This window comes from Arthrobacter sp. T2-23 (assembly GCF_055398325.1).
Genome location: NZ_AP027917.1, coordinates 2,035,758 through 2,061,395, shown reverse-complemented (window position 1 = coordinate 2,061,395; position 25,638 = coordinate 2,035,758). Strand labels below are relative to the sequence as shown.

The 25,638-nt window shown below is 61.7% G+C and carries 25 protein-coding genes and 2 tRNA genes; 20 read left to right on the top strand and 7 right to left on the bottom strand.

Going from position 1 to position 25,638, the window contains the following annotated elements:
* Positions 1-69 precede the first annotated feature (69 nt).
* From gnd to ACZ5Z0_RS09515, 10 genes are all read left to right on the top strand, one after another.
* Positions 70-954 carry a phosphogluconate dehydrogenase (NAD(+)-dependent, decarboxylating) gene (gnd, locus tag ACZ5Z0_RS09560; RefSeq protein WP_464108205.1) on the top strand — a complete coding sequence of 295 codons (885 nt, stop codon included), beginning with the start codon at positions 70-72 and terminating at the stop codon, positions 952-954.
* 22 nt (positions 955-976) lie between these two features.
* A complete protein-coding gene (gene recF / locus ACZ5Z0_RS09555) occupies positions 977-2,182 on the top strand; it encodes a DNA replication/repair protein RecF (RefSeq protein ID WP_464108204.1) in 1,206 nt (401 codons plus the stop codon).
* Between the two features lie 10 nt (positions 2,183-2,192).
* On the top strand, positions 2,193-2,750 hold the full coding sequence (locus ACZ5Z0_RS09550) for a DciA family protein (RefSeq protein ID WP_464108203.1): 558 nt from the start codon (positions 2,193-2,195) through the stop codon (positions 2,748-2,750).
* A gap of 407 nt (positions 2,751-3,157) precedes the next feature.
* The gene (gene gyrB / locus ACZ5Z0_RS09545; protein ID WP_464108202.1) at positions 3,158-5,245 is read left to right on the top strand and encodes a DNA topoisomerase (ATP-hydrolyzing) subunit B; all 2,088 of its coding nucleotides are present in this window, start codon (positions 3,158-3,160) and stop codon (positions 5,243-5,245) included.
* A gap of 58 nt (positions 5,246-5,303) precedes the next feature.
* Complete coding sequence (gene gyrA / locus ACZ5Z0_RS09540; RefSeq protein ID WP_464108201.1) at positions 5,304-8,009, top strand: DNA gyrase subunit A; 2,706 nt, start codon at positions 5,304-5,306, stop codon at positions 8,007-8,009.
* A complete protein-coding gene (locus tag ACZ5Z0_RS09535; RefSeq protein WP_464108200.1) occupies positions 8,006-8,605 on the top strand; it encodes a DUF3566 domain-containing protein in 600 nt (199 codons plus the stop codon). The genes gyrA and ACZ5Z0_RS09535 overlap by 4 nt, the downstream gene beginning before the upstream one ends.
* A gap of 98 nt (positions 8,606-8,703) precedes the next feature.
* Positions 8,704-8,777 (top strand) — tRNA-Ile (locus tag ACZ5Z0_RS09530).
* Between the two features lie 53 nt (positions 8,778-8,830).
* Positions 8,831-8,953 carry a DLW-39 family protein gene (locus tag ACZ5Z0_RS09525; RefSeq protein ID WP_464108199.1) on the top strand — a complete coding sequence of 41 codons (123 nt, stop codon included), beginning with the start codon at positions 8,831-8,833 and terminating at the stop codon, positions 8,951-8,953.
* A gap of 71 nt (positions 8,954-9,024) precedes the next feature.
* Positions 9,025-9,100 (top strand) — tRNA-Ala (locus ACZ5Z0_RS09520).
* A 913-nt stretch (positions 9,101-10,013) separates the two neighbouring features.
* Entirely contained in the window at positions 10,014-10,541 is a 528-nt protein-coding gene (locus tag ACZ5Z0_RS09515; RefSeq protein ID WP_464108198.1) for an RNA-binding protein, read from the top strand.
* On the opposite strand, the gene ACZ5Z0_RS09510 is transcribed toward ACZ5Z0_RS09515, so the two are convergent.
* Positions 10,542-10,784: a type II toxin-antitoxin system Phd/YefM family antitoxin gene (locus tag ACZ5Z0_RS09510; RefSeq protein WP_464108197.1), complete on the bottom strand. Its 243-nt coding sequence runs from the start codon at positions 10,782-10,784 to the stop codon at positions 10,542-10,544.
* Positions 10,785-10,999: 215 nt separating this feature from the next.
* Between ACZ5Z0_RS09510 and ACZ5Z0_RS09505 the strand changes: the two genes are divergently transcribed.
* Positions 11,000-11,284 (top strand): hypothetical protein, encoded by a 285-nt coding sequence (locus tag ACZ5Z0_RS09505; RefSeq protein WP_464108196.1) that lies wholly within the window; start codon positions 11,000-11,002, stop codon positions 11,282-11,284.
* A 24-nt stretch (positions 11,285-11,308) separates the two neighbouring features.
* On the opposite strand, the gene ACZ5Z0_RS09500 is transcribed toward ACZ5Z0_RS09505, so the two are convergent.
* Positions 11,309-12,310: a competence protein CoiA family protein gene (locus ACZ5Z0_RS09500; protein ID WP_464108195.1), complete on the bottom strand. Its 1,002-nt coding sequence runs from the start codon at positions 12,308-12,310 to the stop codon at positions 11,309-11,311.
* A 50-nt stretch (positions 12,311-12,360) separates the two neighbouring features.
* Positions 12,361-13,008: a helicase associated domain-containing protein gene (locus ACZ5Z0_RS09495; RefSeq protein WP_464108194.1), complete on the bottom strand. Its 648-nt coding sequence runs from the start codon at positions 13,006-13,008 to the stop codon at positions 12,361-12,363.
* Between the two features lie 557 nt (positions 13,009-13,565).
* Between ACZ5Z0_RS09495 and ACZ5Z0_RS09490 the strand changes: the two genes are divergently transcribed.
* The 8 genes from ACZ5Z0_RS09490 (at position 13,566) to ACZ5Z0_RS09455 (ending at position 22,043) form a co-directional block, all read left to right on the top strand.
* Positions 13,566-14,012, top strand: a complete 447-nt coding sequence (locus ACZ5Z0_RS09490; RefSeq protein WP_464108193.1) for a DUF732 domain-containing protein — start codon at positions 13,566-13,568, stop codon at positions 14,010-14,012.
* A gap of 1,481 nt (positions 14,013-15,493) precedes the next feature.
* Positions 15,494-17,170, top strand: coding sequence for an IS21 family transposase (gene istA / locus ACZ5Z0_RS09485; protein ID WP_464110760.1), 1,677 nt, complete (start codon positions 15,494-15,496; stop codon positions 17,168-17,170).
* Positions 17,167-17,982 carry an IS21-like element helper ATPase IstB gene (gene istB / locus ACZ5Z0_RS09480; RefSeq protein WP_464108192.1) on the top strand — a complete coding sequence of 272 codons (816 nt, stop codon included), beginning with the start codon at positions 17,167-17,169 and terminating at the stop codon, positions 17,980-17,982. Before istA ends, istB begins: the two co-directional genes overlap by 4 nt.
* A 511-nt stretch (positions 17,983-18,493) precedes the next feature.
* Positions 18,494-18,676, top strand: coding sequence for a hypothetical protein (locus ACZ5Z0_RS09475; RefSeq protein ID WP_464108191.1), 183 nt, complete (start codon positions 18,494-18,496; stop codon positions 18,674-18,676).
* Positions 18,677-19,277: 601 nt separating this feature from the next.
* Complete coding sequence (locus tag ACZ5Z0_RS09470) at positions 19,278-19,595, top strand: hypothetical protein (protein ID WP_464108190.1); 318 nt, start codon at positions 19,278-19,280, stop codon at positions 19,593-19,595.
* A 9-nt stretch (positions 19,596-19,604) separates the two neighbouring features.
* Positions 19,605-21,167 carry a deoxyguanosinetriphosphate triphosphohydrolase family protein gene (locus tag ACZ5Z0_RS09465; protein ID WP_464108189.1) on the top strand — a complete coding sequence of 521 codons (1,563 nt, stop codon included), beginning with the start codon at positions 19,605-19,607 and terminating at the stop codon, positions 21,165-21,167.
* 181 nt (positions 21,168-21,348) lie between these two features.
* Positions 21,349-21,588 carry an ATP-binding protein gene (locus ACZ5Z0_RS09460; RefSeq protein WP_464108188.1) on the top strand — a complete coding sequence of 80 codons (240 nt, stop codon included), beginning with the start codon at positions 21,349-21,351 and terminating at the stop codon, positions 21,586-21,588.
* Positions 21,585-22,043 (top strand): prevent-host-death protein, encoded by a 459-nt coding sequence (locus ACZ5Z0_RS09455; RefSeq protein ID WP_464108187.1) that lies wholly within the window; start codon positions 21,585-21,587, stop codon positions 22,041-22,043. Before ACZ5Z0_RS09460 ends, ACZ5Z0_RS09455 begins: the two co-directional genes overlap by 4 nt.
* Positions 22,044-22,128: 85 nt before the next feature.
* On the opposite strand, the gene ACZ5Z0_RS09450 is transcribed toward ACZ5Z0_RS09455, so the two are convergent.
* The 4 genes from ACZ5Z0_RS09450 to ACZ5Z0_RS09435 form a co-directional block, all read right to left on the bottom strand.
* Positions 22,129-22,371, bottom strand: a complete 243-nt coding sequence (locus ACZ5Z0_RS09450) for an antitoxin VbhA family protein (protein WP_464108186.1) — start codon at positions 22,369-22,371, stop codon at positions 22,129-22,131.
* Positions 22,372-22,739: 368 nt separating this feature from the next.
* The gene (locus ACZ5Z0_RS09445) at positions 22,740-23,153 is read right to left on the bottom strand and encodes a hypothetical protein (protein WP_464108185.1); all 414 of its coding nucleotides are present in this window, start codon (positions 23,151-23,153) and stop codon (positions 22,740-22,742) included.
* A 686-nt stretch (positions 23,154-23,839) separates the two neighbouring features.
* Positions 23,840-24,553, bottom strand: coding sequence for a hypothetical protein (locus tag ACZ5Z0_RS09440; protein ID WP_464108184.1), 714 nt, complete (start codon positions 24,551-24,553; stop codon positions 23,840-23,842).
* Entirely contained in the window at positions 24,550-24,744 is a 195-nt protein-coding gene (locus tag ACZ5Z0_RS09435; RefSeq protein WP_464108183.1) for a hypothetical protein, read from the bottom strand. Before ACZ5Z0_RS09435 ends, ACZ5Z0_RS09440 begins: the two co-directional genes overlap by 4 nt.
* Before the next feature lie 143 nt (positions 24,745-24,887).
* Between ACZ5Z0_RS09435 and ACZ5Z0_RS09430 the strand changes: the two genes are divergently transcribed.
* Positions 24,888-25,559: a DUF6308 family protein gene (locus ACZ5Z0_RS09430; protein WP_464108182.1), complete on the top strand. Its 672-nt coding sequence runs from the start codon at positions 24,888-24,890 to the stop codon at positions 25,557-25,559.
* The last annotated feature ends 79 nt before the right edge of the window (positions 25,560-25,638 follow it).

Here is a 25,638-nt window from a genome sequence, read left to right as displayed (position 1 = left end):
GCCGAGGCTGTTGTCGTTCTGGGCCCCAAAACGACAACCGACACCCCAGCGCAGAAAAGAGTTCACCCCGTGCACATCGGACTGATCGGCCTTGGAAAAATGGGTTTCAACATGCGCGAGCGCCTGCGCAAGGGCGGGGTCGAGGTCACCGGTTTTGACCGCAACCCGGACGTGACCGACGTCGCCAGCATTGACGAGCTGATTGCCGCGGTTCCGGCGCCCCGGGTGATCTGGGTTATGGTCCCCGCCGGCGACATCACCGACGCCGTGATCACCGAACTCGGCAGCAAGCTCGACGCCGGCGACCTCGTGATTGACGGCGGGAACTCGCGGTTCACCGAAGATCAAAAGCACGCCGCCGCACTGGCTGAACTGGGTATCCATTTCGCCGACTGCGGCGTTTCCGGTGGCGTCTGGGGCCTCCAGAACGGCTATGGACTGATGGCCGGCGGCGACGCGGCCGACATCGAACGGGCACTCCCGGTCTTTGATGCGCTCCGACCGGAAGGTGAGCGTGCGGACAGCTTCGTGCATGTGGGCGGCGTGGGTGCCGGACACTACGCCAAGATGGTGCACAACGGCATCGAATACGGCCTGATGCAGGCTTACGCGGAAGGCTATGAGCTCCTCGCCGCAAAGGACATCGTCTCCGATCTGCCGGGAACCTTCCGGGCCTGGCAAAAGGGCACGGTCGTGCGCTCCTGGCTGCTGGACCTGATGGTTAAGGCCCTGGATGAAGATCCCGGGCTGGAATCCATCGACGACTACGTCGAAGATTCCGGCGAAGGCCGCTGGACCGTCGAGGAAGCGATCGCCAATGCCGTGCCGGCGCCGGCCATCACTGCGGCCCTTTTTGCGCGCTTCTCCTCCCGCGAAGACAGCTCGCCGGCGATGAAGATGGTGTCCGCGCTGCGCCACCAGTTCGGCGGCCACGCAACCCGGCCGGCCAAGTAGTTCCTGGAGTCCTGAAACCGGCGTGTACCTAGAACAACTTTCGCTGACAGATTTCCGCAGTTACGCCCAGGTGGACCTCAGCCTGGAACCGGGGGTTACCGTGCTCGTCGGTTCCAACGGCATCGGCAAGACCAACCTGATGGAAGCGATCGGGTACCTCGCCACGCTCAGCTCGCACCGGGTCAGTACGGATGCCCCGCTGTTGCGCTTCGGTACCGAACGGGCCATGATCCGGGCAAAACTGGTCCGCGGTGACCAGTCCACCGTACTGGAACTGGAAATCAATGCCGGCCGGGCGAACCGTGCGCGGATCAACCGCAGCAACCCGGTCCGTGCCAGGGACATCCTGGGCATCTGCCAGACGGTGCTCTTTGCCCCGGAGGACCTCGCCCTGGTCAAGGGTGACCCGTCGAACCGGCGCCGCTTCCTGGATGAACTGCTGGTCAGCCTGGTCCCGCGGCACGCTGCCACGCGCAGCGACTACGACCGGGTGCTGAAACAACGCAATGCCCTGCTGAAATCGGGCCGGGCCGGCAAATTCACTGCCGGCCATGAAGCCACCCTTGATGTCTGGGACCAACACATGGCCAGGGCCGGGGCCGAACTCCTGCACGCGCGGTTGGAGCTGGTCGAACGGCTGCAGCCCCACCTCAATAACGCTTACGCCCAGCTCACCGACGGGTCCAAAGCCGCCGGCGCGGCCTATCGCTCCACCCTGCAGGGGGCGTTTGACGACGACGGCGAGGCTACCGCCGCATCCTCCGGCGCCGAGCCGGCCGAGGGGATGGAAGACCTTCGCCCGCTGAGTGTCGAGGAGCTCACCCAACGTTATGTCCGGGCCTTCGCGGCTTCCCGGCGCAAGGAACTGGAACGCGGCATTTCCCTGGTGGGGCCGCACCGGGATGAACTCGAACTGGTCCTGGGCCAGGCCCCGGCCAAGGGGTACGCCTCGCACGGGGAAACCTGGTCCATGTGTCTGGCCCTGCGGCTGGCCTCCTACTACGTCATGCTGGACGATGCGCGCACCGGCGGGTCGGCGCCCATCCTGATCCTGGACGATGTCTTTGCCGAGCTGGACGTCCAGCGGCGGCGTAAACTGGCATCAATAGTCTCCGGCGCGGAGCAGGTCCTGGTGACCGCCGCCGTCGAGGACGACATCCCGGCCGAACTCGCCGGACGGCGGGTGAAGGTCATTCCGGGAGGACTCGATGAGCCGGACAAACCATGAGTGACAGGCGATGAATAAGGATACCGACGGCGGACTGCAGCCGGGCCGCGACCCGGATGACATCGACGCCGCCCAGGCCGCCTTGAACCGGATGCGGGACGCGGCGGCCGCACGGGGTGAAATCCGCCGGAAGGCGCCGCCCCGCCCCGGAAGCACGCAGAAACCGGCCCGCAGTGCCGGAACCCGCGGATTCGCCCAGTTCCACGGCACCGGCCGCGACCCGCTGGGGCTCGGCAAGGTGGTGGGACGGCTGGTGGCCGAACGCGGCTGGAGCTCGCCGGTGGCGGTTGGATCGGTGATGGCCCAGTGGCCGGCCCTGGTGGGCCCCGAGATTTCCGCGCACTGCACACCGGAGAGTTTCACCGATACGACGCTGCATGTGCGCTGCGATTCGACGGCGTGGGCCACCCAGCTGCGCCTGCTGAGCCTGAGCCTGCTGGAGAATTTCCGCAATGAACTCGGCGAGGGCGTCGTCACCAGCATCCAGGTGTTGGGTCCCGCGGCACCGAGTTGGCGCAAGGGGGCGCGGACGGTCAACGGCCGCGGCCCGCGCGACACCTACGGGTAGGCGCCGGCTGCTGTGGCCCGGGTATGAAGCACTCCTTCCAAAACTATTGAAAAATGCGCAAACGCCGTGTAGGGCGCTCTAACGCCCCGGATGCGTATAGGAACCCAGCCGGAGCACCCCTGGAGCCTTGCAGGTGGAGTCAACGGCCTCCCAGCGGCACTTTACCCGCCGTTTGGGCCTCTAGAATGCGGGTTTCCGCCCTATAACACGGTAGAATCGTGATAGATAACTGGGCGCCGGTGAAACGTCGACTGAGTCCGTTTCCGACGCACTTTTTGTGTGTGGAAACAGGAACTCGCAAGCGATGTTGCCGGTGCCGTCAGTGACGTGCCTGTTGGCGGTGGCCGTTCCTCTTGGGAGACGGCGACGGCCGGCCTTCAACGAACATAGAGGAGTCGAAAGCGCCTGTGGCTAACGACAATGCAGATATCCCGGCAACGGAACCAGCGGCGGGAGGCGCTCCGGCGGACACACCCGCGGAGGCGGCGACGCCGCGCGAATACGGTGCCAGCGACATCACCGTGCTTGAGGGCCTGGAAGCTGTCCGGAAACGCCCGGGCATGTACATCGGCTCCACCGGACCCCGCGGCCTGCACCACCTCGTCTATGAAGTCGTCGACAACTCGGTTGACGAAGCGCTGGCCGGCTACTGCACGCACATCGAGATCGTCCTGACGGCCGACGGCGGCGTGAAGGTGGTCGACAACGGCCGCGGCATCCCGGTGGACATGCACCCCACCGAGCACAAGCCGACGGTTGAAGTCGTCATGACCATCCTGCACGCCGGCGGCAAGTTCGGCGGCGGCGGGTATGCCGTCTCCGGCGGACTGCACGGCGTTGGTATTTCCGTGGTCAACGCGCTGTCCAGCCGCGTCGACACCGAGGTCCGCCGGCAGGGCCACGTCTGGCGGATGTCCTTCGCCGACGGCGGCAAACCGCAGGGCGGCCTGGTCAAGGGCGAGGAAACCACCGAGACCGGCACCACCCAGACGTTCTACCCGGACCCCACCATCTTCGAGAGCGTGGAATTCGATTTCGAGACCCTGCGCGCCCGCTTCCAGCAGATGGCCTTCCTCAACAAGGGCCTGCGCATCACACTGACGGACGAGCGCCGCGCCGCCGCTGAACCATCCGAAGACGGAGACCTGAACCTCGACGTCGTCGAGACCGAGGGCGAAGTCCCCGCCGAGTTCCACACCGTGGTCTACCAGTACGACGACGGCCTGCTGGACTACGTGAAGCACCTCAACTCGGGGAAGAAGGTCGACGTCGTCCACGAAGACGTCATTGCTTTCGAAACCGAGGACACGGAACGGCACATCGCCCTGGAAATGGCGATGCAGTGGACCAACGCGTACTCCGAGAGCGTCCACACCTACGCCAACACCATCAACACCCACGAGGGCGGCACCCACGAAGAGGGTTTCCGCGCCGCGATGACCTCGCTCATCAACCGCTATGCGCGGGAGAAGAGCATCATCAAGGAAAAAGACGACAACCTCACGGGTGACGACATCCGGGAAGGCCTGACCGCGGTTATTTCGGTCAAGCTCTCCGAGCCGCAGTTCGAGGGCCAGACCAAGACCAAGCTCGGCAATTCCGAGGTCAAGGGCTTTGTCCAGCGCGTGGTCACCGACGGCCTCGGCGACTGGCTGGAACGCAATCCCGGCCCGGCCCGCGACGTCATCCGAAAGGCCATCTCCGCAGCCCAGGCCCGGATGGCTGCGCGCAAGGCCCGCGACAACGCGCGCCGGAAGAGCCCGCTGGAGTCCTTCGGTATGCCCGGCAAGCTGTCCGATTGCTCGTCCAAGGATCCTGCCAAGTGCGAGGTGTACCTCGTGGAGGGCGACTCCGCCGGTGGTTCGGCCAAACGCGGACGCAACCCCGAAACCCAGGCCATCCTGCCGCTGCGCGGCAAGATCCTCAACGTCGAGCGCGCCCGGCTGGACAAGGCGCTCGGCAACGCCGAGGTCCAGTCCATGATCACCGCCTTCGGCACCGGCATTGGCGAGGACTTTGATCTCGCCAAGCTGCGGTACCACAAGATCGTCCTGATGGCCGACGCCGACGTCGACGGCCAGCACATCACCACGCTGCTGATGACCCTGCTGTTCCGCTACATGCGCCCGCTGATCGAGAACGGCTACGTCTACCTCGCCCAGCCGCCGCTGTACCGGATCAAGTGGTCCAACGCCCCGCACGACTACGTTTACAGCGACCGGGAACGCGACGCGAAGCTGCTCTCCGGCCAGGCCGCCGGCCGCCGTATTCCCAAGGACAACGGCATCCAGCGTTACAAGGGTCTCGGCGAGATGGACTACACGGAACTCTGGGACACCACCATGGACCCGGAGCACCGCACCCTCCTGCAGGTCACTATGGACGATGCCCTGGCAGCGGACCAGACCTTCTCCGTCCTGATGGGCGAAGACGTCGAATCCCGCCGAAACTTCATTCAGCAGAACGCCAAGGACGTTAGGTTCCTCGATATCTAGCGGCCAAGGCCCTGCATATTCCAGAACCGATATATACCTGAAACGGAAAATATAGACGATGAGTGACGAAACACCCGAAGTCCCCGCCGCCGGTGCGGAGCCCGTACTCGAAGGCAACGTTCTTGATACCGATGTGCTGACGGACCGCGTTGAGCAGGTCGACCTGCAGACCGAAATGCAGCGCTCCTACCTCGACTACGCCATGGCCGTGATCGTGGGCCGCGCGCTTCCGGACGTCCGCGACGGCCTCAAGCCGGTGCACCGCCGCGTGCTCTACGCGATGTTCGACGGCGGCTACCGCCCGGAGCGATCCTTCAACAAGTGTGCCCGCGTGGTCGGCGAAGTCATGGGCCAGTACCACCCGCACGGCGATACCGCGATCTACGATGCCCTGGTCCGCCTCATCCAGGACTGGACCATGCGCTACCCGCTGGCGCTGGGACAGGGCAACTTCGGATCGCCCGGCAACGACGGGGCCGCCGCGCCGCGGTACACCGAAACCAAGATGGCCCCGCTGGCGATGGAAATGGTCCGCGACATCGACGAGGAAACCGTCGATTTCCAGGACAACTACGACGGCAAGAACCAGGAACCGACCATCCTGCCGGCGCGGTTCCCGAACCTGCTGGTGAACGGCTCCTCCGGCATCGCCGTCGGCATGGCCACCAACATTCCGCCGCACAACCTCCGGGAGGTTGCCGACGGCGTGCAGTGGTACCTGGCCAACCCGACCGCAAGCCGCGAAGAGCTGCTCGAAGAGCTCATCCAGCGCATTAAGGGCCCCGACTTCCCGACCGGCGCTACCATTCTGGGCCACAAGGGCATCGAGGACGCGTACCGCACGGGCCGCGGTTCGATCACCATGCGCGCGGTGGTCAACGTGGAGGAACTCCAGGGCCGCACCTGCCTCGTGGTCACCGAGTTGCCGTACCAGGCCAACCCGGACAACCTGGCCATCAAGATCGCCGAACTCGTCAAGGACGGCAAGATCTCTGGCATCGCCGACCTCCGCGACGAGACCTCGGGCCGCACCGGCCAGCGCCTGGTGATTGTGCTCAAGCGCGACGCTGTGGCCAAGGTGGTGCTGAACAACCTCTACAAGCACACCCAGCTGCAGGACAACTTCGCTGCCAACATGCTCGCGATTGTCGACGGTGTGCCGCGCACGCTCAGCCTCGACGCGTTCATCCGGCACTGGGTCACACACCAGATGGACGTCATCGCCCGGCGGACCCGGTACCGCCTCCGCAAGGCCGAGGAGGAAGCGCACATCCTCCGTGCCCTGCTGAAGGCGCTGGATGCGCTGGATGAGGTCATCGCCCTGATCCGGGCCTCCAGTACCACCGAAGCGGCCCGCGATGGGCTGATGGAGCTGTTGGACATCGACGACATGCAGGCCCGGGCCATCCTGGACATGCAGCTGCGCCGCTTGGCCGCCCTGGAACGCCAGCGGATCCAGGACAAGCATGCCGAACTCGAAGCCATGATCACCGAATACAACGCGATCCTGGCCTCCGAGGAGCGCCAGCGCGAGATCATCAGCACCGAACTCGCCGAGATTGTCGCCAAACACGGCGACGACCGCCGCACCAAGGTGCTGATGGGCTACGACGGCGACATGTCGATCGAGGACCTGATCCCCGAAGAGGAAATGGTCGTCACCATCACCCGGGGCGGCTACGTCAAGCGCACCCGCAGCGACAACTACCGCTCCCAGCAGCGCGGCGGCAAGGGCATCAAGGGCGCTCAGCTGCGCGGCGACGACGTCGTCGAACACTTCTTCGTCACCACGACGCACCACTGGCTGCTGTTCTTCACCAACCTGGGCCGCGTCTACCGCGCCAAGGCCTATGAGCTGGTCGAGGCAGCCCGTGACGCCAAGGGCCAGCACGTGGCTAACCTGCTGGCCTTCCAGCCGGACGAGCACATTGCCCAGGTACTGGACCTGCGCGACTACCAGCACGCCCCGTACCTGGTGCTCGCCACCAAGCGCGGCCTGGTCAAGAAGACGCGCCTGGAGGACTACGACACCAACCGCTCCGCCGGCGTGATCGCGATCAACCTTCGCGACGGCGATGAACTCGTCTCCGCGCAGCTGGTGTCCGAAACCGATGACCTGATGTTGGTGTCCCGCAAGGGCCAGTCAATCCGCTTCACCGCCACGGATGAAGCCCTGCGCCCGATGGGCCGGGCAACCTCCGGCGTGACCGGCATGAAGTTCCGCGAGGATGACGAACTGCTGGCGGCCGACGTCGTGCAGGACGGCTCGTTCGTCTTCATTGTCACCGAAGGCGGCTTCGCCAAGCGCACCGCGGTGGAGGAATACCGCCTCCAGGGCCGTGGCGGTCTCGGCATCAAGGTCGGCAAATACCAGGAAGAACGCGGACACCTCGTCGGTGCCTTGATCGTCCAGGAGGAAGACGAGGTCCTGGTCGTCATGGAAGGCGGCAAGGTGGTCCGCTCCTCGGTCGCCGGCGTTCCGGCCAAGGGACGCGACACCATGGGCGTGATCTTTGCCAAGCCGGATAAGAATGACCGCATCATCGCGGTGGCCCGGAACAGCGAACGCGGCCTCGAGACCGAGGAAACTGACCTCGAAAGCGGCGCTGAACGTCCGGCTACGGAGCAGGATGACGTAACGTTGGCTGGAGAAACCGGATCACGCGAGGGGTCCGCAGAGACAGAATCAGTACCGGCCCCGGAGTCAGATGAGTCATCAGGCCATGCCGAGCTGGACGAAGACAACACCGGAGGTAACGCGTGAGTAATTCCGACTCATATCCCAAGTCGAGCAGCGGCCCCGGCGGCATGCGTCCGCCGGCTGCCGCCCCGCGGGTAAGCGCGCCGTCGCGTCCGCAGCAGCGCCCGGGCGTCGTCGGCTCCGGCCAGCGTCCCGCCGCTCCCGGCCAGCGCCCGGCGGTCCCGGGACAGCGTCCTGAAGCCCCGGGACAGCGTCCCGGTCAGCCGGGCCTCGTCAAGCCGGCTCCGAAGGCCAAGGTCCGCCGCGCACGCCTGCTGATCAGCAAGGTGGACCCTTGGTCCGTGCTCAAGATGGCCTTCCTGCTCTCCGTGGCACTCGGCATCGTGACCGTCGTCGCCGCGATCGTGCTCTGGACCGTCCTGGACCTGACCGGCATCTTTGACCAGGTCGACGGCCTGCTCGGAACCCTGGCCGGATCCGAAAGCGGCGGTTTCGAACTGAAGAAGGTCGCCTCCCTCGGACAGGTTGCCTCTTTCGCCGTGATCATCGCCGTGATCAACGTGGTCCTCCTGACCGCCCTCTCGATGCTGTCGGCAGTGCTGTACAACATCGCGGCCACCCTCGTGGGCGGCATTGGCGTCACCCTGACGGACGACTAAAACCCATACTTTTCCCGGAGAGCACCCGGGGAAATGCCTCGATTTGAGATCGGGCCGGGATGTGCTGTAAAGTCATATCTCGGCCCGATGAGGCATCGGGGCGTATAGCTCAGGCGGTTAGAGCGCTTCGCTGATAACGAAGAGGTCCCAGGTTCAAGTCCTGGTACGCCCACGGAACCTGTACTGGTTCCTGTAAAGGTCCACGTCAGACTGGAACGGAACGGGGTGCGTGTGAAGAAGTTGCTGATAGTTGCAGCCTCGATCGCAGGCGTCCTGCTCTACAGGAAAGTGCAGGAATCCGAAGCCCGGAAGGCAGTCTGGAGCGAATCGACCGACACGGTTGATTAGTGCGGATCCCCGGCAGGGAAGCTGGAAACAGCTCTCCGGCGCGGGGGTATGATTGACGGGTTGCTTCTTATGGGGGCATGGCGCAATTGGTAGCGCACCTGCTTTGCAAGCAGGGGGTTCGGGGTTCGAGTCCCCGTGCCTCCACCATAGGAAAAAGGAAAAGAGCCAGGCGGCTAGACCGCCTGGTTCTTTTGTTTTCCCCGGTATGACGCGGTTCTTGCCGCGGCGGACTGGATCTTCTGGTCTCATGACACGACGCCCTGATGACCCTTGCGATAGTGAATCGGTAAATTGCGGTAGTAATTGGTGTTGGGTTGGGTGTGCCCGGTGTGCCTTGGGATCTCGGGGAATACGGCGCCTGGGTCTGCCTGGGTGCGCCCGGCGTGCGTCCGACACATTCCTGCAGCCGAATCTAGAGTGCACCGGCCTGGACATATTCAATGCACCCTAGAACACGTTCCCAGAGAGTGCGCCGTCACGAAAGATGGTGGCTCGGTAACACTCTGGTCGGACCAGGTCGCCTGGGCATGGAGACCAGCTCCGTTCAAAAAGGTTGGGATGGTTCGGGGTCCAGCACAAACAAGCTGGTGCTGCTACACCCATGACGACCTCCGTGCCGGTTTGCGCACTGAAAGAAGATATTTGCGCCTATAGAGCCGCCGCGCCTTGGGCTACCTTCCTTAGGGGACCATGTCGGCGGCCCTATAGAAGCCGACGCCAATCATCCGATTCTGAGCGATTGCGACAAGAAGTGACCTACAACAGGACCTGCGAATTGAAAATGAGTGATCAGGCGCTCTCCGCATTGCGGCGTGAAGTCCGCGCAGCACGACTCCGTCTGCGGCGCGATACGAGGTGTGGACTCGAGGCGCCACGGCGGGTGGTGCAGCTGTCCCAGATTGATCTGCCGCCGGTCGTCAGGCGATACCGACTCGCACGTGCCGCGCGGGCTACAGCGGGTGGGAAGGCCTTGGACACCTGCTTGCACCGCCGGCAGGCTGAATCAGGCCATTCACTCGATCCTGGTATCGAGGCATGCGGCACCGAGACTCCGCTAGGAGTGGGGCTGGACCTGGCTGACGGAACAAAATCGTATGCCGCCGCGGCCGAGTGGCCCGAGAAGTCCGCGGATCATCAGGTCCGGCCAGTCTCCGGCATGCCGGATGTCGGTCTCGCAACGCTTGCCTCGGTAGAGAGCTCTGAAGCTGAGCATTCGGGCAACGTTACCCTCTATCTGCCGAAGGATCTGAGCCGATGGCTGACAGATCAACACGACGCTTCTCGAGTCTCGTATCCGGAGTTCGTGCTGAACACCATCAGTTGGGCAACTGCGGGAGACCAACTCAGTGAAATCTTCTCGACCGAGGGTAGCGTGATCCCGGTCAACGACATCTTCGGACGGGCGCCGGGGAGGTCCAAACGGGTCAGCGGCTCCACCGGAACGGAGACCCGAAGGATTCGATTCCGCAAGAACCACATGAAAGTAATCATGGGACTCGCCCGTACTTGGACTGCGAACAATCGCAACGCGTTCTTCGTTGGTGTTCTCAAGGCATATCGGGACCATGAGACAGGACGTTCCGCGTGATCAGTTCGCCGATTGTCCGCGAAGGCTTCCTCCACGGGCGGATGCCAGCGCCGATATGAGTCGGTGAGCGTTTTCAGGGGATTGGAGCAAGTAGCTTGTCTCCACCAGCGAGTCGTACTCCGCCTTCGACATCAAGACCGCGGACCGGTGCCTGGACACGATCTCGATCTCGGTGCGGTCGAGATTCACCCGCTCGATGAGGCGGGCAAGCTCGCGGCGAGCCTCGCTAGCTGTTATGGCCATCACTACCTCCTGGTTGTACCCGACATGCTAGTACGTGGACCTTCCGTCAATGTACAACTTCAATGTACGAATTCGCAGCGGCCGTCACGCCCTAGTCTTGGGTCGCGTAGGTGGTCGGTGGCAAAGAGCTGTAGTCGAAAATATATCCACATGTGGAGAAGCCTGTGGAGAACGTGTGTTCGATAGCATGTGAAGATCCGCCCTAAAATTGAGTTGTGATCAAGGCAGGCTCTCCCGAGGACATGAACCGGATGATGGCGCGCCTGGACGCCGACCAAACCCGCCCCATGGATGACAGCTCGCCGATCCGGGACTTCCCCAAATACGGCCGACCCCTCGTATGCGTCAACGGGATCTACGGCAAAGCCGTGGCCTGGTCACACAGCTACGGCCTCATCGAGTGGCTGGATGTCTCAGGCAAGTACCACCTGGGCTGGGCACAATCCGCCAGCATCAAGCGCGTGAGCGCACAGGAGTGGAAGGGCGGCAGTGGGCTTTAGGCTGTGCCGGGGAGTGCCGACGACCTAGCGCTTTTTGCTCATAATACGTGCGATGGCATCCAGTCTGCGTTGCTCTTCGCGTTCCGGGTCGATATACGGTGCACGTCCACCAACGCCCGGTTGTCCCCAGCCGGAGCGGGTGACGCGCCAGTACTGACCCGACGAGGCACCCGGGTGCTGCGGTCGGTTTAGCGGCGGCTTCGCCGGTGGGTTCCGGTGATCATTGAGTTGCGCAACACGCCTCGGTTCAGGTTTGTCGCCGATGTACTCGGCCATCTCCGCCGGAGGCACGAGAGACCCTGCAGCTGAAAAGCCCCAATCGGTCAGCGGTGCGGCGGCGTAGTGGGTGGGCCTGATGATGCGACCCTCCGCCGTGGCGTGGCGGTATCGTCCTGCGTAGTCAGCCACCATGATGCCGATCTCCTCGTGCTCCATGTCGAGCACGACGCTTGTCAGGGGTAGGTCCAGGACAAGGTGGGGAACGTCGGGGGACCATAGCCATAAGTCAAAGACACCTGCGCGCTCATAGCCACCGTGGCGGCGGTCCCAGTCCTTGCGGTCCATCGGCTTGCGTTGGACCTCGAACGCCAGTTGATGGCCGCCGAATGTCTCTGCCTTCACATCGCTGCGCAGCCGGGCCCCCGGCACCCAGACTTCATCGTCGACGGACCCGGGGAGGATGTGGCGCTGGTAGCCGGCCCAGTCCATCATCAGCTGTTTGCCGTGCAGGTGCTCCGCCGTCTCGCCGTGCCGGCCCAGGCCGTCGGGGGCCTCACCTGCCTTGTGGCGGAAGTGTATACACTTCCTCTCCGCCTGTACGAGCGAGACCGGAACGTCGCGGCCGGCCTCCAGACAGTCGATGCAGACGATGTCTTGGGAGCCCTTGTATCCGTAGCGGTCGTAATAGGAATTGTTCCCGCGGCGCATCTCGGCTGCGATCACCACACGCCGGTCGGCCTTGTTGTAGGCAACGAGGGGCTCTGTAGGTTCCCAGTCCCGAGGGTAGAGCTGCCGGATCTCGATCATGCGCACAGTATGACCAGGGGGCTGACATTTCGAGAGTCGCAACCCTCCGGTCACAGTCGGGGTGGACGCCCCCTGGTCCTCCCGGTCTGCCACCCCGGAACTGCATCATCCAGGAGCTTGACCTTCACGGGGTCGAGCTCGCCGCGGCGTTGCTTTTGCCGCTGGGCATGCACCCACACGCCGAGGGTGTGTTCCCGCTCGGAATCGCACTTCTTATGGCGGGGCCAGTCGTTGCCTTCCTGGCGGAAGTCCACGAGCTCGGCCAGCCGTCGGCGCCATCTGGCTTCCTCGGCCGCTGCCTTGTGGTTCCAGTCCCACCCGGGGACTCGGGCAAGGCCCCGGCCATAGGCCGGGTGAAGCGTGCCTTGGGCCACTTCGCGCCGACGGTCAGAGAGCCACCGGGCCATCGACCGTTCACCCTTGTCGCCGGAGCGGTCACGGGGATGCCGCCCCTCTCCGCCGATCCAGGTGATGATCTCTTCCATGCGGGCAAGGCCCGCGGGAGAGGGTCTGTGGGGGCCGGCGGCAGCCAGGTGTTCCGCCTCGAGCCCCGGGTCCTGGCGGCGCGCGATGACCAGGTGGTAACCGACGGTGGCCGGTTCGGCGCGCACCAGCTCAGCGATGCGTTTCCGGCTCAGCCCGAGCCGGTACATCAACACCCACTCCGCGTCAGGAGCGCGCCGCAACTGCCTGTCCATGATGGGTGCCATCCTGCCACTGTGCCGACTCGGAACGGTTCAACTTGGGGGCATTGTTCTGATGCCGACGGCTCGTGACAATGGCACTGATCGGGTTTGCAGCATTCACCCCGCCGAACGGTGACATCCAAACCCGTCATCGTCAGCCAATCCAGCGCCGCGCTGAGGACCTCGCTATCCAACTGTTTCCGCTTATTGGAACTTATAGCCACTTATAGGAAAAACCCAATAACTCCCTATAACTTCGTATAACTGAGGGCTCAGACCCCGCAGAGTCTCACGGGGCCGGGGCTTAGGTATGCCGGACCCCGACTGAACTCCGACAATTTACCGAAGCCACGTCCTGGATCGGGTGAGAATTCCGAGGTGTTCGATGTAACTCGGGCCGCGCTTTGCGCTAGCTGAAAAGGGGCGCCATCGGACGTGTTCCTCCTGGCACCCTTGCCGGACTCGTGGCGGTAAAGATCCACTACTTCCGCACCAGTTTAGGATTGGCATCAGACTGATCGAATCCGTTCGATTGTCACGAGCTCAGTCGACGGCAAGAGGAAAGCAAAATGGGTTCTAAGTGTGGAGCAGGACTTTCAGCTGAGGACGCCAAGGATTCGGTCCAACCACTTCCAAGAAAGAAGTTCTCATGGATTGGCGCCGGTGGGACATTTAGCTTGGTGAATCCAAATGGAGGCGGGAGGGCCAGCGCGGTTCCCGTGGCCATCGGCGGCCTATTGACTGTGGCCTCGCTCCTGAGCGGGTGCTCCGCCGGCCCGCCGGACAAGCCCTTCATCGACGATATTCGAGCTAACGCCTCCTTCTTCAGTACCTATAGTGATGAGTCACTGGTCGAGTTCGCCCATCATCTCTGCAAGATGCGAAGAGACGGCGTCTCATACGGTGAGATTCGCAAGGGTCTTATAAAACCGGACGATACCCCTCAGTTTGAGGTTCAGGTGGCGTTCGTCCTGGCTAGGTCGATCGGCCACTATTGCCCGGATCAGGCTCCGTAGTACACCGTCGGTGAAGTTGTGCGTCGTCCGACTTTTGGCATTACGCCCACGCCGAGCAGGGCCACGGACGTCCGGACATTCCACGAGTACCAATTAGCGCACAACATAACGACCGTATGCTGTGGCGTGGTAAGTCAAGGCTCGGCTCAGCGAAACTGCCGGCAGAGCTCAGAACACGTTCCGAGTTAGCCCTTCAACTGTGCGAGCCCCGAAACCGGCAGCGACTCCTATTAGCCGCAATCCGTGCACCGTCCCGGAAGTTTCATCTGTGACGGCTGATTGTGGCTGGAGTTGTGGGACAACATGCCGGACGGCCAGGTTAGTCGGTGGGCTGTGGTTCGCGGTCCGCCGGCAGCGTCCGCTTTGATTGTTCCGATTCTAAGGTAGTGGAGCACGCTGTTTTGGCGGTAGCACCGCTAGGTGCATCCCGGGCCCTGCAACAGATCAAGGTCCGGCGTGCCAAGCACCCAGATGACGAACAGCACCCACGTCACGAACGCGGTCCCGGTCATAGTCGGTGACCTACGCAGCAGCGGAGTCGCAACAAGAAAACATGACATCGGCTGGCTAGACTCCTCAGCATGCCTTACGCACCAGAATTAAAAAGCGTTGTAGCCCGTTACGCCAAGAGTCTCGCCGTCCCCAACGGGCTTCAACAGCTGCACGAAAGGAAAAAACACAGGCCTGAGGCCAAACACATGGCACTTGGGCCCGCCATAGTCCTGACATCCGTGTCCGCTTTCGAGGGGTTCCTGGAGGAGTTTGTTGCCGTCGTAGGGGCCAAACGAGGACTAAGCTTCGCTCAGATTGCCAAGCTGGCAAACACGAACTCTCCGTCCCTTCGGGACTTCGAAAAGAATTTAGTTTCCCAGCTTGGGAACTGGTCTCCCAATACATGGCGGAGCCAATTTGCCTTGACAGTTTTCTCGCCGCCTGCGCTCGGACAGAGCAACTGGTGGACTGAAGCAGACATCTCCTGGGAGCAAACCCTGGACCAAGCTGACGGATGGCTGCAGGTTCGTCATTCACTGGCACATGGGCTAACTCGCGGCTACCTCTCCGAACACTGGCCCACACCTATGCGGCAGGGCCTTCACGCGTCGTCCGTATTGCGGCCGCAGAAGGACAACAAATACTCGCTTACCCTTCACGGCGCTATTACCTGTGCCCGCGTATTTAGGCACTCTTCAGAGGCCTTGGTAAAACAGACCGCTATTGCTCTCGGGGAAAAACCGCCTAGCTGGCGGGCTGTGCCTGCGTTTCCACTTGCTGGAGCAGAACAGGACTAGTCCTAACTGTCGTCGTGGAGGCCCGAGCAGCCGGATAAGCCAAGGGTGAATATGTCAGTCTGAACGGAGCCCACTAGGACGGCCCGAAGGGGACCCACCTGAACGACATACCGGACCTAATGACGGCTTGAATGGTACCCACCTGTGAGCGTTGATCCCATCATTATCGGGGTCAAGCGCGGGAGGGCCGGGATGGGGTCAAAGGTGGAGTTGTTCGCGACTATCCGCAGGGAAGCCAGAGTCGAGGATTCGTCGATCCGGGAACTTGCGCGCAGGCATCATGTGGCGAGAAAAACGGTGCGGAAGGCTTTGAACTCCCCGGTACCGCCGGAGCGAAAAACTCCGGAACGGTCCTCGCCCCGTCTCGATTCATTCAAAGCCACGATCGACGCGATGCTCATCGAGGACACCCAAGCGCCACGGAAACAGCGCCATACTGCCCGCAGCATCCTGGCCCGGCTCATCGAGGAGCACGGCGCTGAGGAGCTGTCGTATTCGACCGTGCGTGACTACGTGCGGGTCCGGCGGGCCCAGATCGACATGGAGGCAGGCCGCCGGGTGGAGGCATTCGTGCCCCAGGAGCACGCTCCCGGCGCTGAGGCGGAAGTGGATTTCGGTGAAGTCTGGGTCGTGCTGAATGGGGTAAAGACGAAGTGCCACATGTTCGTCTTCCGCCTCTCGCACTCGGGCAAGGCCATCCACCGGATTTACCCGACGCAGGCCCAGGAGGCTTTTCTGGAAGGCCACATTGAAGCCTTCAATGTATTGGGCGGCGTCCCGACCAAGCACATCAGGTATGACAACCTCACCAGCGCGGTCACTGCCGTGGTGTTCGGGCAGGGCCGGCAGCGCCAGGAAAACGACCGATGGGTGCTGTTCAGATCGCACTACGGCTTCGACCCCTTCTACTGCCAGCCCGGTATCGACGGAGCTCATGAGAAGGGTGGGGTCGAGGGCGAGGTGGGGTGGTTCCGCCGCAACCGGCTCTCTCCGATGCCTGTTACTGAATCCCTGGATGAGCTAAACGACCGTATCCGGGAATGGGAAGCGCAGGACGATGCCCGGCGGATCAATGACAGGATCCGCACCATCGGCCAGGAGTTCGCTGCCGAGCGGCCGTTCCTGGCGCCGCTGCCGGGAGAGATTTTCGACCCGGGCCTGGTCCTGACGCCGCGGGTGGATAGGTCTTCGATGGTCACGGTGCGGATGATGAAGTACTCCGTCCCGGCCCGGTTCATCGGCCGGAAAGTCCGGGTGTCCCTGCGGGCGTCCGAGGTCGTGGTGTTCGACGGCCGTGCCGTGGTCGCCAGGCATCCGCGGATCGTTGCGAAAGGCGGGCAGTCGGTCCAGCTGGACCATTATCTGGAGGTTCTGAAGACCAAACCGGGCGCGCTGCCCGGCTCCACTGCGCTGGCCAGGGCACGCGAGTCCGGGGCGTTCACCAACGCCCATGAAGCGTTCTGGGCCGCTGCCCGCAGGGTCAACGGCGATGCCGACGGGACTCGTGAACTCATCGACGTGCTGCTGCTCCACCGTTCCATGGACGCCCGCGACGTCCATGCTGGGATCATCGCGGCGCTGGGAGTGGGTGCTGTCAGTGCCGATGTCGTCGCTGTAGAAGCGCGCAGACACGCCTCCAACATCCCCGCGGGTGGGTCCGGTTCGGACCGTCATCCCAGTGCTCACGATGAAGTCAATGTGCAACGGGTTGTCAGTCTCACCCAGCGCCGTCTCATGGACCCGGCCGCGGTCATCGCCGGGCTCCCGCAGGACACGCGGCCCCTGCCATCGGTCAGCGCCTATGACGAGCTGCTGGCTAAACGCACCGAACACCCCGCAGGCACAGCATCGAAGGAGAACATCTCATGAGCCCTGCCGGACCCTCTACGACCATCACTCCGACTCTGCGCCGGCGACGCGGCCTGACCGAACAGGCCGCTGTTGCGGCCGTGGACCAGGCCTGCCGCAGGCTTCGCCTGCCCACGGTCCGGGCCGTCCTGGACGAGGCCCTCACCGTCGCGGGCAAGGAACAACTCTCCTACCAAGGCTTCCTGGCCGAACTGCTGCTGGCCGAGTGCGACGACCGGGACCGGCGCTCCTCCATCCGCAGGGTCAAAGCGGCAGGATTCCCGCGGGACAAATGGCTCGGGGACTTCGACTTCGATGCGAACCCGAACATCAACCCCGCCACCATCCACACCCTCGCCACCGGAGACTGGATCCGCAAAGGATCACCCCTCTGCCTCATCGGGGACTCAGGGACCGGTAAATCCCACCTGCTCATCGGACTCGGCACCGCCGCGGCCGAGAAGGGCTATCGGGTCAAGTACACCCTGGCGACCAGGCTCGTAAACGAACTCGTCGAAGCCGCCGACGAGAAAGTCCTCGCCAAGACCATCGCCCGATACGGACGCGTTGACCTACTTTGCATCGACGAACTCGGCTATATGGAACTGGACCGCCGCGGCGCTGAACTGCTGTTCCGGGTCCTCACCGAAAGGGAGGAGAAGAACTCCATCGCCATCGCAAGCAACGAATCGTTCTCCGGATGGACCAAAACCTTCACCGACCCACGCTTGTGCGCAGCGATCGTAGACCGACTCACCTTCAACGGCGCCATCATCGAAACGGGTACCGACTCCTACCGACTGGCCGTCATGCTGGCCCAGGAAGCCCGGTAGAGCACGCGACGGGTCCCAAACCCGGGCTCCTTCGTTTTTTGCGAGGTTCGCCGTAACGGAACTCCAAAATGAGGTCACTGACAAAGCCGAATGCTCCATATAGGCTCCGATCAGCATCCACCCTAAAAGGAGTTCAATGAAGCGCACCCGGTTGTGGCAATACACAGTTCCTCTCCTCTTTGTTGGTATACTGCTGACATCCTGCGGGGATACGAAAACGGGCGGACCAGGAACTGCCGCACCCGCCCCAAGCTCCACTAGCTCCACCACCTCAGGAACGTCCACCAGCTCACCTCCCGGTTCCACCACCACCTCCCCGCCCCAGGAAACCTGCGCGGCGTTCCTGCCCTCGAGCCCGTGCACGAAATACAACGGCGTATCTGGAACGGCGAACGGCAAAGACCTCCCATGGGTAGCCTCCGGCGGCGTTAGCGCACAGCTGACCTCCGTAAATGGAGAACTTCAGCTGACCGTGATAACCCGGTGTGGACCCATGAGCGGGCCAGCGACAATGACCGGAACGACGCTTACCGTCAGGAACATCGCAACCGGCGCGATGGGGTGCATTGACGATGCCGGCGGTCAGCAACTGTGGGTGATGGAATTCCTGAAACGGCCCATCGAACAGACCTTCAGCCAAGGCACGCTTACTTGGAAGAGCGGAACTGACACGCTCAGCTTCAAAAGCGAGTGAAAGGGAGCCTATTTTGCTAGTCGCCCCACGGCTGCGAGCCGCCTTCACGCCCTGATCAAATGTCGACGAGTTAATCCTGAGGAACAGTACATTCCGCGATTCATCCCGTCCTGTGACGGCTGCGGCGCAAACTCAGCTGATGAGCACCGGTTGGGCGCACCTTTTCGGTGGGTACCGTTCGGGCCGTCCTGGTGGGCTCCAATCAAGTTGACACATTCACAAGGGCTCCCGACAGACTGCAGGGAATCTACTTGATCAGCGGTTCGTTACTTAAGTAAACAGAGGACGTCGTCGACAGCGACTCGCTGGTTCACTTCGGCTCTCGCCGGCGGTGGCGTGCGACCATGGACGCGGGAAGCATTTCACTAAACTCAGCGAGGTTCCGTAAGAGGTCTGGTCGTGTCTATGGTCGAGGCCTACGATGGTAATCGACGAGTGAGTGGCAGAGTTGAGGGGAGTGCGGAAGGTTGGTCAACATGCTTCGGGCGACGTACCGAGAGCTACCCTCCCGCCCCACCGCAGTAGAAGGCGTTTGTGGTCCAGTCAGACTAGTTTGCCGATGTACAGAAGCGACGCCTTAGCGAACCCGAGGGAGACTCAAATGAGCGACACCGCATACTCTGATACCGCGTTGACACTGGCAGCTTTGAACCGCAAGCTCAATAGGCTGCGTGCGTTGGACCACGTCAAAGAAATGTGGATCGATGAATTTCGTAAGGTTGCCGCTACGAGGGACCAAGCTGGGACAAATGCCTGGGAGCTTCTGAAGCATCTGGAACAGCAGGAGCCAGAGTACTCGGACCTTATTGGTCTGGTGTTGAGCGATTTTGAAGATCTAGGGACGATCGAGGTAGCCCCGGACGGCCTTCTCAAAGTGACAGACCCCGCCTTCGGCCTGAGTGAAGCGCAGACAGCCTAGGTCCCGGGCGTGGTGGATGAGGAAGACCGACCGCGAACCGAACGTCAGCGAAAAGACGGATCGCGAAAAGCATTTCAACGGGATGCGGATAGAATCCTCTACAGTACCGAATTTCGTCGACTTGCAGGAGTCACTCAGGTCGATTCTCCTCACGACGACTACGTGTATCACGATCGCCTGACACACAGCCTGAAGGTCGCCCAAGTCGGTCAGCGAACCGCGCAAAGATTAAGCGAACAAAACCAGAAAAATAGGGCCATTAAACCCGACGTCGTATACGCTGCCGGGCTCGCTCACGATCTTGGTCACCCGCCTTTCGGTCACGCTGCCGAAGACGAGTTGCAGAAGATTCTCTCCGGAGAAGTGAAACGCGACGGAAGCCGGGGAAACGGGATTGCCATCCTGGAGGATTCGTTTGAGGGAAATGCGCAGTCATTCAGAATCGTAACGCGCTTGAGTTTTCGTAAACTAGCCATCGACGACGAAAAAGCGCAGCACCCAACCGATTATCGTTCGATTCCGCTCGAGACGAAAGAGGGCGGGTCTACGGCGGAGGAGATTGAGCGGAATATTGAGAGCAGCAATCCGAACAGGGAATTTGCTGGCCTAAATTTGACGTGGGAAACTCTGTGTGCCATTCAGAAGTATCCCTGGGTTCAGGGCACTCCCAAGGAAAATCCAAAGTTACGAAAAAAATGGGGTTTCTACAAGTCAGAGCAATCCTTCTATGACCGACTTGTCCAGCGATATCCGTATCTTGACAGCAAGGACGAGGAGGGTGGCCGATCAATAAACGCGCAGATCATGGACTGGGCCGATGACGTTGCGTACGCGGTTCACGATACAGAGGATTTTTTTAGAGCGGGAATAATCCCCCTTAACTTGCTCGGAACAGACGATGCCGAGTGGAGCAAGTTCAGGAAATTTGCCGAGAATAAGACGCTTGATACTCTCAGTGCGGGAATTTTGGATATGGCTGCCCGTTCCGAGTTCGCGAAGAAGTTAAAAACCTTTGACGACGGTGTGTATCTGCAAATTCGAAGTCTTCTTCCAAAGGTAGCTTTTGATGGATCCAGAATGGCGCACAGTCAGTTGCATAATTTCGCAACAAAAATCATTGAGTATCTTACGAACGCTGTCGAGATTGAAGGACGAAACTCTCTTAGAGTGGAATTGCGTGCCCGTTACATGGCGGAAGTACTAAAGAGTCTAGCTCATCTTTATGTAATTATCACACCAAATTTATTTATGAGCCAGCAGGGTCAGCGTCGCGTTATTAGGGAGTTGTTCTTTGACCTTTGGGAAATTGTTCGCAAGGACAAGTCCTTCGGGGATAAATCTTTGATCGGCTATAGACTGCCACCGACGGTTCTGCCTGCCAGGCTCTGGGAATTTTGCGACCACGCAGTTTCGGATTCGTCGATGGCTGCAGTAGGGACCCGTGACGGAAGGTTAGCGCGGGCTGTCGTGGACTTCATCTGCTCCCTGACTGACAGTCAAGCGACCCTACTAAACCAGCGACTAACGGGGAATCGTGTAGGGCGGCTTTCGGCGAACTGGTTGACTGTCTAAAGCCACAGTATGCGCCGCGGGACTGACATGCTGCGGTAACCGAACACTTGGACCGGCTGGTGACAGAGGATTCAGGCAAGAATGCGAGCCGGATAACAGCTCATAATCGCATATCCATTTTTTGGATATGGCTTTCACGCATGCGGATATGGAAAGCGCACCGAACCAATGATCGCCCGGCTTGGGCCGGCGTCTGTCCGAACTCGCAGGCAGGCAGGACGGAGTCGACGCGTTCGACCTACTGTTGGCCAGGGTCCGCCAATGTCGTCCGGACCGTGGGATTGTCCTGCACGGACTCAGGGGTATCGGGAAGACTCTGCTCCTGAACGAGTTCCGGCGCGAGGCCGAACGTGCGGGTTCGGCACATGATCAGCAGTGGTCCAAACTTCAGAACACGTTCCGAGTTAGTGTTGGAGGATGAGCGCACCAAGCAGTTCCCGAACAATTTTTCAGTCTTCTGAACTGAGCCGCGCCTCGGCTGAAGTCTTTGCGGCAGCGGCGGACCACCCGGTCCAGATCACCCGTCGCGACGGTGAGTCCCTGGTGCTGATGTCCGAGAGTGCAGATCAGGCACGCTCTTCGCTGTTGGAACTGGCGTCCCAGCTTGTCGCTGTGACCACGAGTATGGAAGGAACTTTGGCTGTCCGAATGAGCGACCGCTTCCCGTGGATGCTGGCCCTGAGCCCTGCTGACCGTGATGCCTGCGCGGACGCTGTCTTGGCCGCCGCGCGTGCGTCCTTCGCGACCAACCAGCCCCATGTGGCCTTTGCGGAACTCACGGCCTGGCGCGAGACTGCGACTGCCATGGCCGCCGGCCTCGGCGAGAAATCTGTGGAGTGGCTTGAGAGCCCCTCGGAAACCGCAGTGCGTCCCTAACGTGTGGGGCAGAAAGCCACGAAAAGTTGAGCGGGCGCTGGACTGCTGACGTCGACGCCATCATGTCTAGCCGATAGACGAACGCCTAGTCACCCTCCGCTGGGCGCCACTTCTCTTTCAACTTCTGGATGTATTCACTCGCCGTGAGTCCGCTGGCCAGAAACTCGTTGATGCTCTCAACGGTCTCGCGGGTGGGGTGCAAACCGTCCAGGGCCCAGCTGGCCATCGTGTCGATGGTGAGCTCGCGCTTCTGCTCCGGGGTTAGGTCGCGGGTAGGTTGCTCTTCGGGGACTTTGGGGAGATCTCGATGCTGCTGGGGGTCACCCATTGCGACCTTCTGTTCCTGTTGTGGCGGTCCTTGAATTTTATCGGCTGCGAGAGAAAGCACAGTAGGCCGACAGGGCTGATCCAGGAAGTTCTGGCCACCTAGCCGACTGCCGCTCCGAGACCTCGGAATCCGAAGGGTCTATGAAGATCTAGGAAGTTCTAGGGGGTTCTAGGAAAAATCCTAGAACCCCCTAGAACTTCCTAGAAGTCGTTAGAACTCGGATCCGGACCCCGCGAGTCCCTGTGGCGGGAATCTGGTTTCAGAGACCCAGGTGCCCCCGCCAGCTACCGTTGGCTTCCGTACAGACGACCTCCCCCGAGATAGCGATTGGGTGGCCGGTTCGGCAGCTGAACGACGCGGCGGTCGGATCACATTCGGTTGCCGGCTGCCTCTGCGAACGCGGCGATCACTAGGGCAGGTTCATGCAGGTGGTCGACGGGGCGGCCGTGGTCCGCGAAAAACGTCGTCGGGAATGTCAACCAAAAGACGGTGCTCTGGCCACTCCAGCCGTACTCGCTGGCGATCTCCTTCAAGTCTTTAAATAGTGGGCGGACTCTCATCGGCGCCTCACTGCCGGGTGACGGTTCCAACAGGAATCCCGGGTACTTGGTCTCGCCGCGATACCGGACCCACAAGTCTGGCAGATCCGTGGCGTTCACTTGTCCGAGGGCGGCCCGGGCTTCACTTTCGGTGAGAAGCCCGAACTCCCGACCGATCTGCTTCACCAAGTTGATACTGGCCTGAACAGATCGGGCGAGTTGGGGCGAGACGTCGCCGTCCACGCTCTCCAAGGCGCGGAACACCGTCCGCGCTGGTCGGAAGGTCCTGCAGGTGCGGCCATAGTCTGTTCCCTGTCATGCCAAGATATGCCTTGCCATGTGACGATAGACCATCCGTTGGCGGCCGGAAAGCGCTGCGGTTTGCGCCATGTCGTCCTGGCGGAGTTGTCTTGGCGGGCCAGCATGGACGTGTGCTGGTGCGGCGCCCCCTATTGAGCATTGGTGCCTTGGCGGCTGTGGACGTCTCTGAAATGATGGACGCAACGTGCAGAGAGGGACGCGCCAATGTCTGCTACTGATGAGGAAGCCCAGGCCTCCAGGAAAGAAACTATCCTGCGCATACGGCGCGGAATCCGGGCGGCCCAACTTCGCATTACCCTCGACGAGGTCCGGGGGCGTGAGACCCCGGAGGCGGTAGTACGACTGGCGCAGCTGACGCCCCCGAAGCTGCCGTCACCATTCGTTACGTTGAGAACGCCCGATGGAAAGCTCCGGAGGGACCCCGAGGCTCGGAGAGAATTGGCGCTCCACATACGCCGCAATATTCTGGCCGCGCAGTTGAGAGTGGCATTGGACAAGGAACGGGGCCGGGCGACTCCCGAAGCCGTGACGAGGCTGGCCCACATGGAGCTGCCGACACTGGAATAGCCTCCACACGGTGTGATTGTGCCGCACGAGAGCAGTTGAGCTCAGCTTGTGGTGAGAAGCGCTGGCCCGGCAGTTGCGTCGGTAACCGGGAACCCGATCCAGTCGTACCGGTGATCCGTTGTCGAGACGACTAGCACGCTGCAGCGGTCAGGAGTAAAGCCCATCCTTCTCAGTGACGCAACCCACGATCCGAAAACCTGAGTTTGGCCCGACTTCGCAGCTGAGCGGAGGTCGTCCTTGCCCGTAGTCTTGAGGTCGATTACGTCGCATCGCTTCCAGTCCAGGCCGCCGATCAGGTCAGGTTGCGTGATCGACGGGCGCACTTTGCCCGGAGATGCCAAGGGAGGCTGTGACCACAGCCAGGCCCACCCCCGGTCCACTGCTTCGTTCTCAAGGCACTCGGCTGCGCGCACGGCTGTATCCTCCAGCCGGTCGAGGACCCACTTGCGCGCGTCGTTGTCCAACTTGAAGAAGTCGTCGCGTGGCTTCGCCCACCACGGGCCGCCTGGGTCAAGGGCAAGTTCTGCCTTCGACCACCTGGAGTTTGCAGAAGACTCTGTCAATATCGTGACGAGGAATGCTGCGGCGGCAGCGGCGTCTTCGCTGATGGGGGCGACACTTCTCCACTTTCCGGTGTCTTCGTCTCGGTGGCGGCGGAATCCGTGCCGGAGCACCTGCGGCTTGGCGTACGGCATGCAGACCGCCCGGTCCACGAGCGTCCCAAGCACCGTTTGGGGCGTACGGTCATTTCTCATGGCCGGCCGTCTTCGGCTAATACCGTGCTGCCCCTGTGCCACCTTTGACCGCTTGCGAGGCACTGCACCTTCCACGCGTCCGAACGGGCGAGCGGGATCATTCGTCGGGCGTTGTCGCCGTTCGACGGGCACCAATTCTTCAGATCCTCCTTTTCTCGCCAGATCACGGTCTCGATCTCGGGGATGTCCATGGGTCAGCCTTCCTGTCGACAGTCGTAAAGCTACAGAGGGGGACCGACAATGGATGATCTCCCTCTCGTTTCCGGAAATGAGTGGGGCCTGTTCGGGGTGTCTTCCAGCAAAGTCAACCTGCAGGCCCGCCTAGGATGAGTCGATGACGGAGTACTTGGAGGTAGGCGGGGAACGGATCGAGTTCAAGAAGGCTTTGGCCTTTGCAGCTCGCTACTTGGGCAATGAAGGTGGACAGTGGGCTTACCCCGCGTATGACGCTTATCCTGGCCATCCGGGTGCCGACGTCGGGCCGTCGGATCTGCTGGCAGTGTCGTTGCTGCACGCCCATCAGAGGCCCATTGCCACCTACTACAGCCTAGAAGCATTGCTTCCGATTCTGAACGCCAGGCTTTCAGACCCCGCACTGAGGGGCACGCTCGCCGATGCAGGACAGCCCACGCTGGAAGCCTTGGCCCGACTCTTCGGAATTCTTGACGACTACGAGCCGAACCAAGTGAGCCTTGTCAAACTGTCCAAGGTTCTCCACCGCAAAAGACCAGAGCTGATTCCGTTGTATGACGAGAATATACGCGTGTGCTACATGCGGAACGGAACGATTCCCCGTGCGAAGGATCGAAGCTGGGAAGACTTCTCGACGTTGCTGCTACCGGCAATCCAGCATGACCTGGTCAGGCAAATGGACAAGTGGCTCGAGATTGCGGCTTTGGCCCCCGGCCCGTCAATATCACCGTTGCGGGCGCTGGACATCATTGGGTGGCACCTTGGCGGGCAAAAGTCGGAGGATGAACAAATCAATCCGATGGTGCCTGCATAAGGCACGCTCGGAGACAGGGTGTTTCAGCTGGGACCACCGCCGGATTTTTAGGGTGTCCCGGTCGTAGGGAAATGGGATG

Bases quoted from the DNA above. Each gene is read 5' to 3' on its own strand.
- ACZ5Z0_RS09550 (WP_464108203.1), top strand. From the start codon at position 2,193: ATGAATAAGGATACCGACGGCGGACTGCAGCCGGGCCGCGACCCGGAT.
- gyrA (WP_464108201.1), top strand. From the start codon at position 5,304: ATGAGTGACGAAACACCCGAAGTCCCCGCCGCCGGTGCGGAGCCCGTA.
- ACZ5Z0_RS09510 (WP_464108197.1), bottom strand. From the start codon at position 10,784: ATGGCCATAACAGCTAGCGAGGCTCGCCGCGAGCTTGCCCGCCTCATC.
- ACZ5Z0_RS09500 (WP_464108195.1), bottom strand. From the start codon at position 12,310: ATGATCGAGATCCGGCAGCTCTACCCTCGGGACTGGGAACCTACAGAG.
- ACZ5Z0_RS09495 (WP_464108194.1), bottom strand. From the start codon at position 13,008: ATGGACAGGCAGTTGCGGCGCGCTCCTGACGCGGAGTGGGTGTTGATG.
- ACZ5Z0_RS09490 (WP_464108193.1), top strand. From the start codon at position 13,566: ATGGGTTCTAAGTGTGGAGCAGGACTTTCAGCTGAGGACGCCAAGGAT.
- istA (WP_464110760.1), top strand. From the start codon at position 15,494: ATGGGGTCAAAGGTGGAGTTGTTCGCGACTATCCGCAGGGAAGCCAGA.
- istB (WP_464108192.1), top strand. From the start codon at position 17,167: ATGAGCCCTGCCGGACCCTCTACGACCATCACTCCGACTCTGCGCCGG.
- ACZ5Z0_RS09475 (WP_464108191.1), top strand. From the start codon at position 18,494: ATGACCGGAACGACGCTTACCGTCAGGAACATCGCAACCGGCGCGATG.
- ACZ5Z0_RS09470 (WP_464108190.1), top strand. From the start codon at position 19,278: ATGAGCGACACCGCATACTCTGATACCGCGTTGACACTGGCAGCTTTG.
- ACZ5Z0_RS09455 (WP_464108187.1), top strand. From the start codon at position 21,585: ATGAGCGCACCAAGCAGTTCCCGAACAATTTTTCAGTCTTCTGAACTG.
- ACZ5Z0_RS09450 (WP_464108186.1), bottom strand. From the start codon at position 22,371: ATGGGTGACCCCCAGCAGCATCGAGATCTCCCCAAAGTCCCCGAAGAG.
- ACZ5Z0_RS09440 (WP_464108184.1), bottom strand. From the start codon at position 24,553: ATGAGAAATGACCGTACGCCCCAAACGGTGCTTGGGACGCTCGTGGAC.
- ACZ5Z0_RS09435 (WP_464108183.1), bottom strand. From the start codon at position 24,744: ATGGACATCCCCGAGATCGAGACCGTGATCTGGCGAGAAAAGGAGGAT.
- ACZ5Z0_RS09430 (WP_464108182.1), top strand. From the start codon at position 24,888: ATGACGGAGTACTTGGAGGTAGGCGGGGAACGGATCGAGTTCAAGAAG.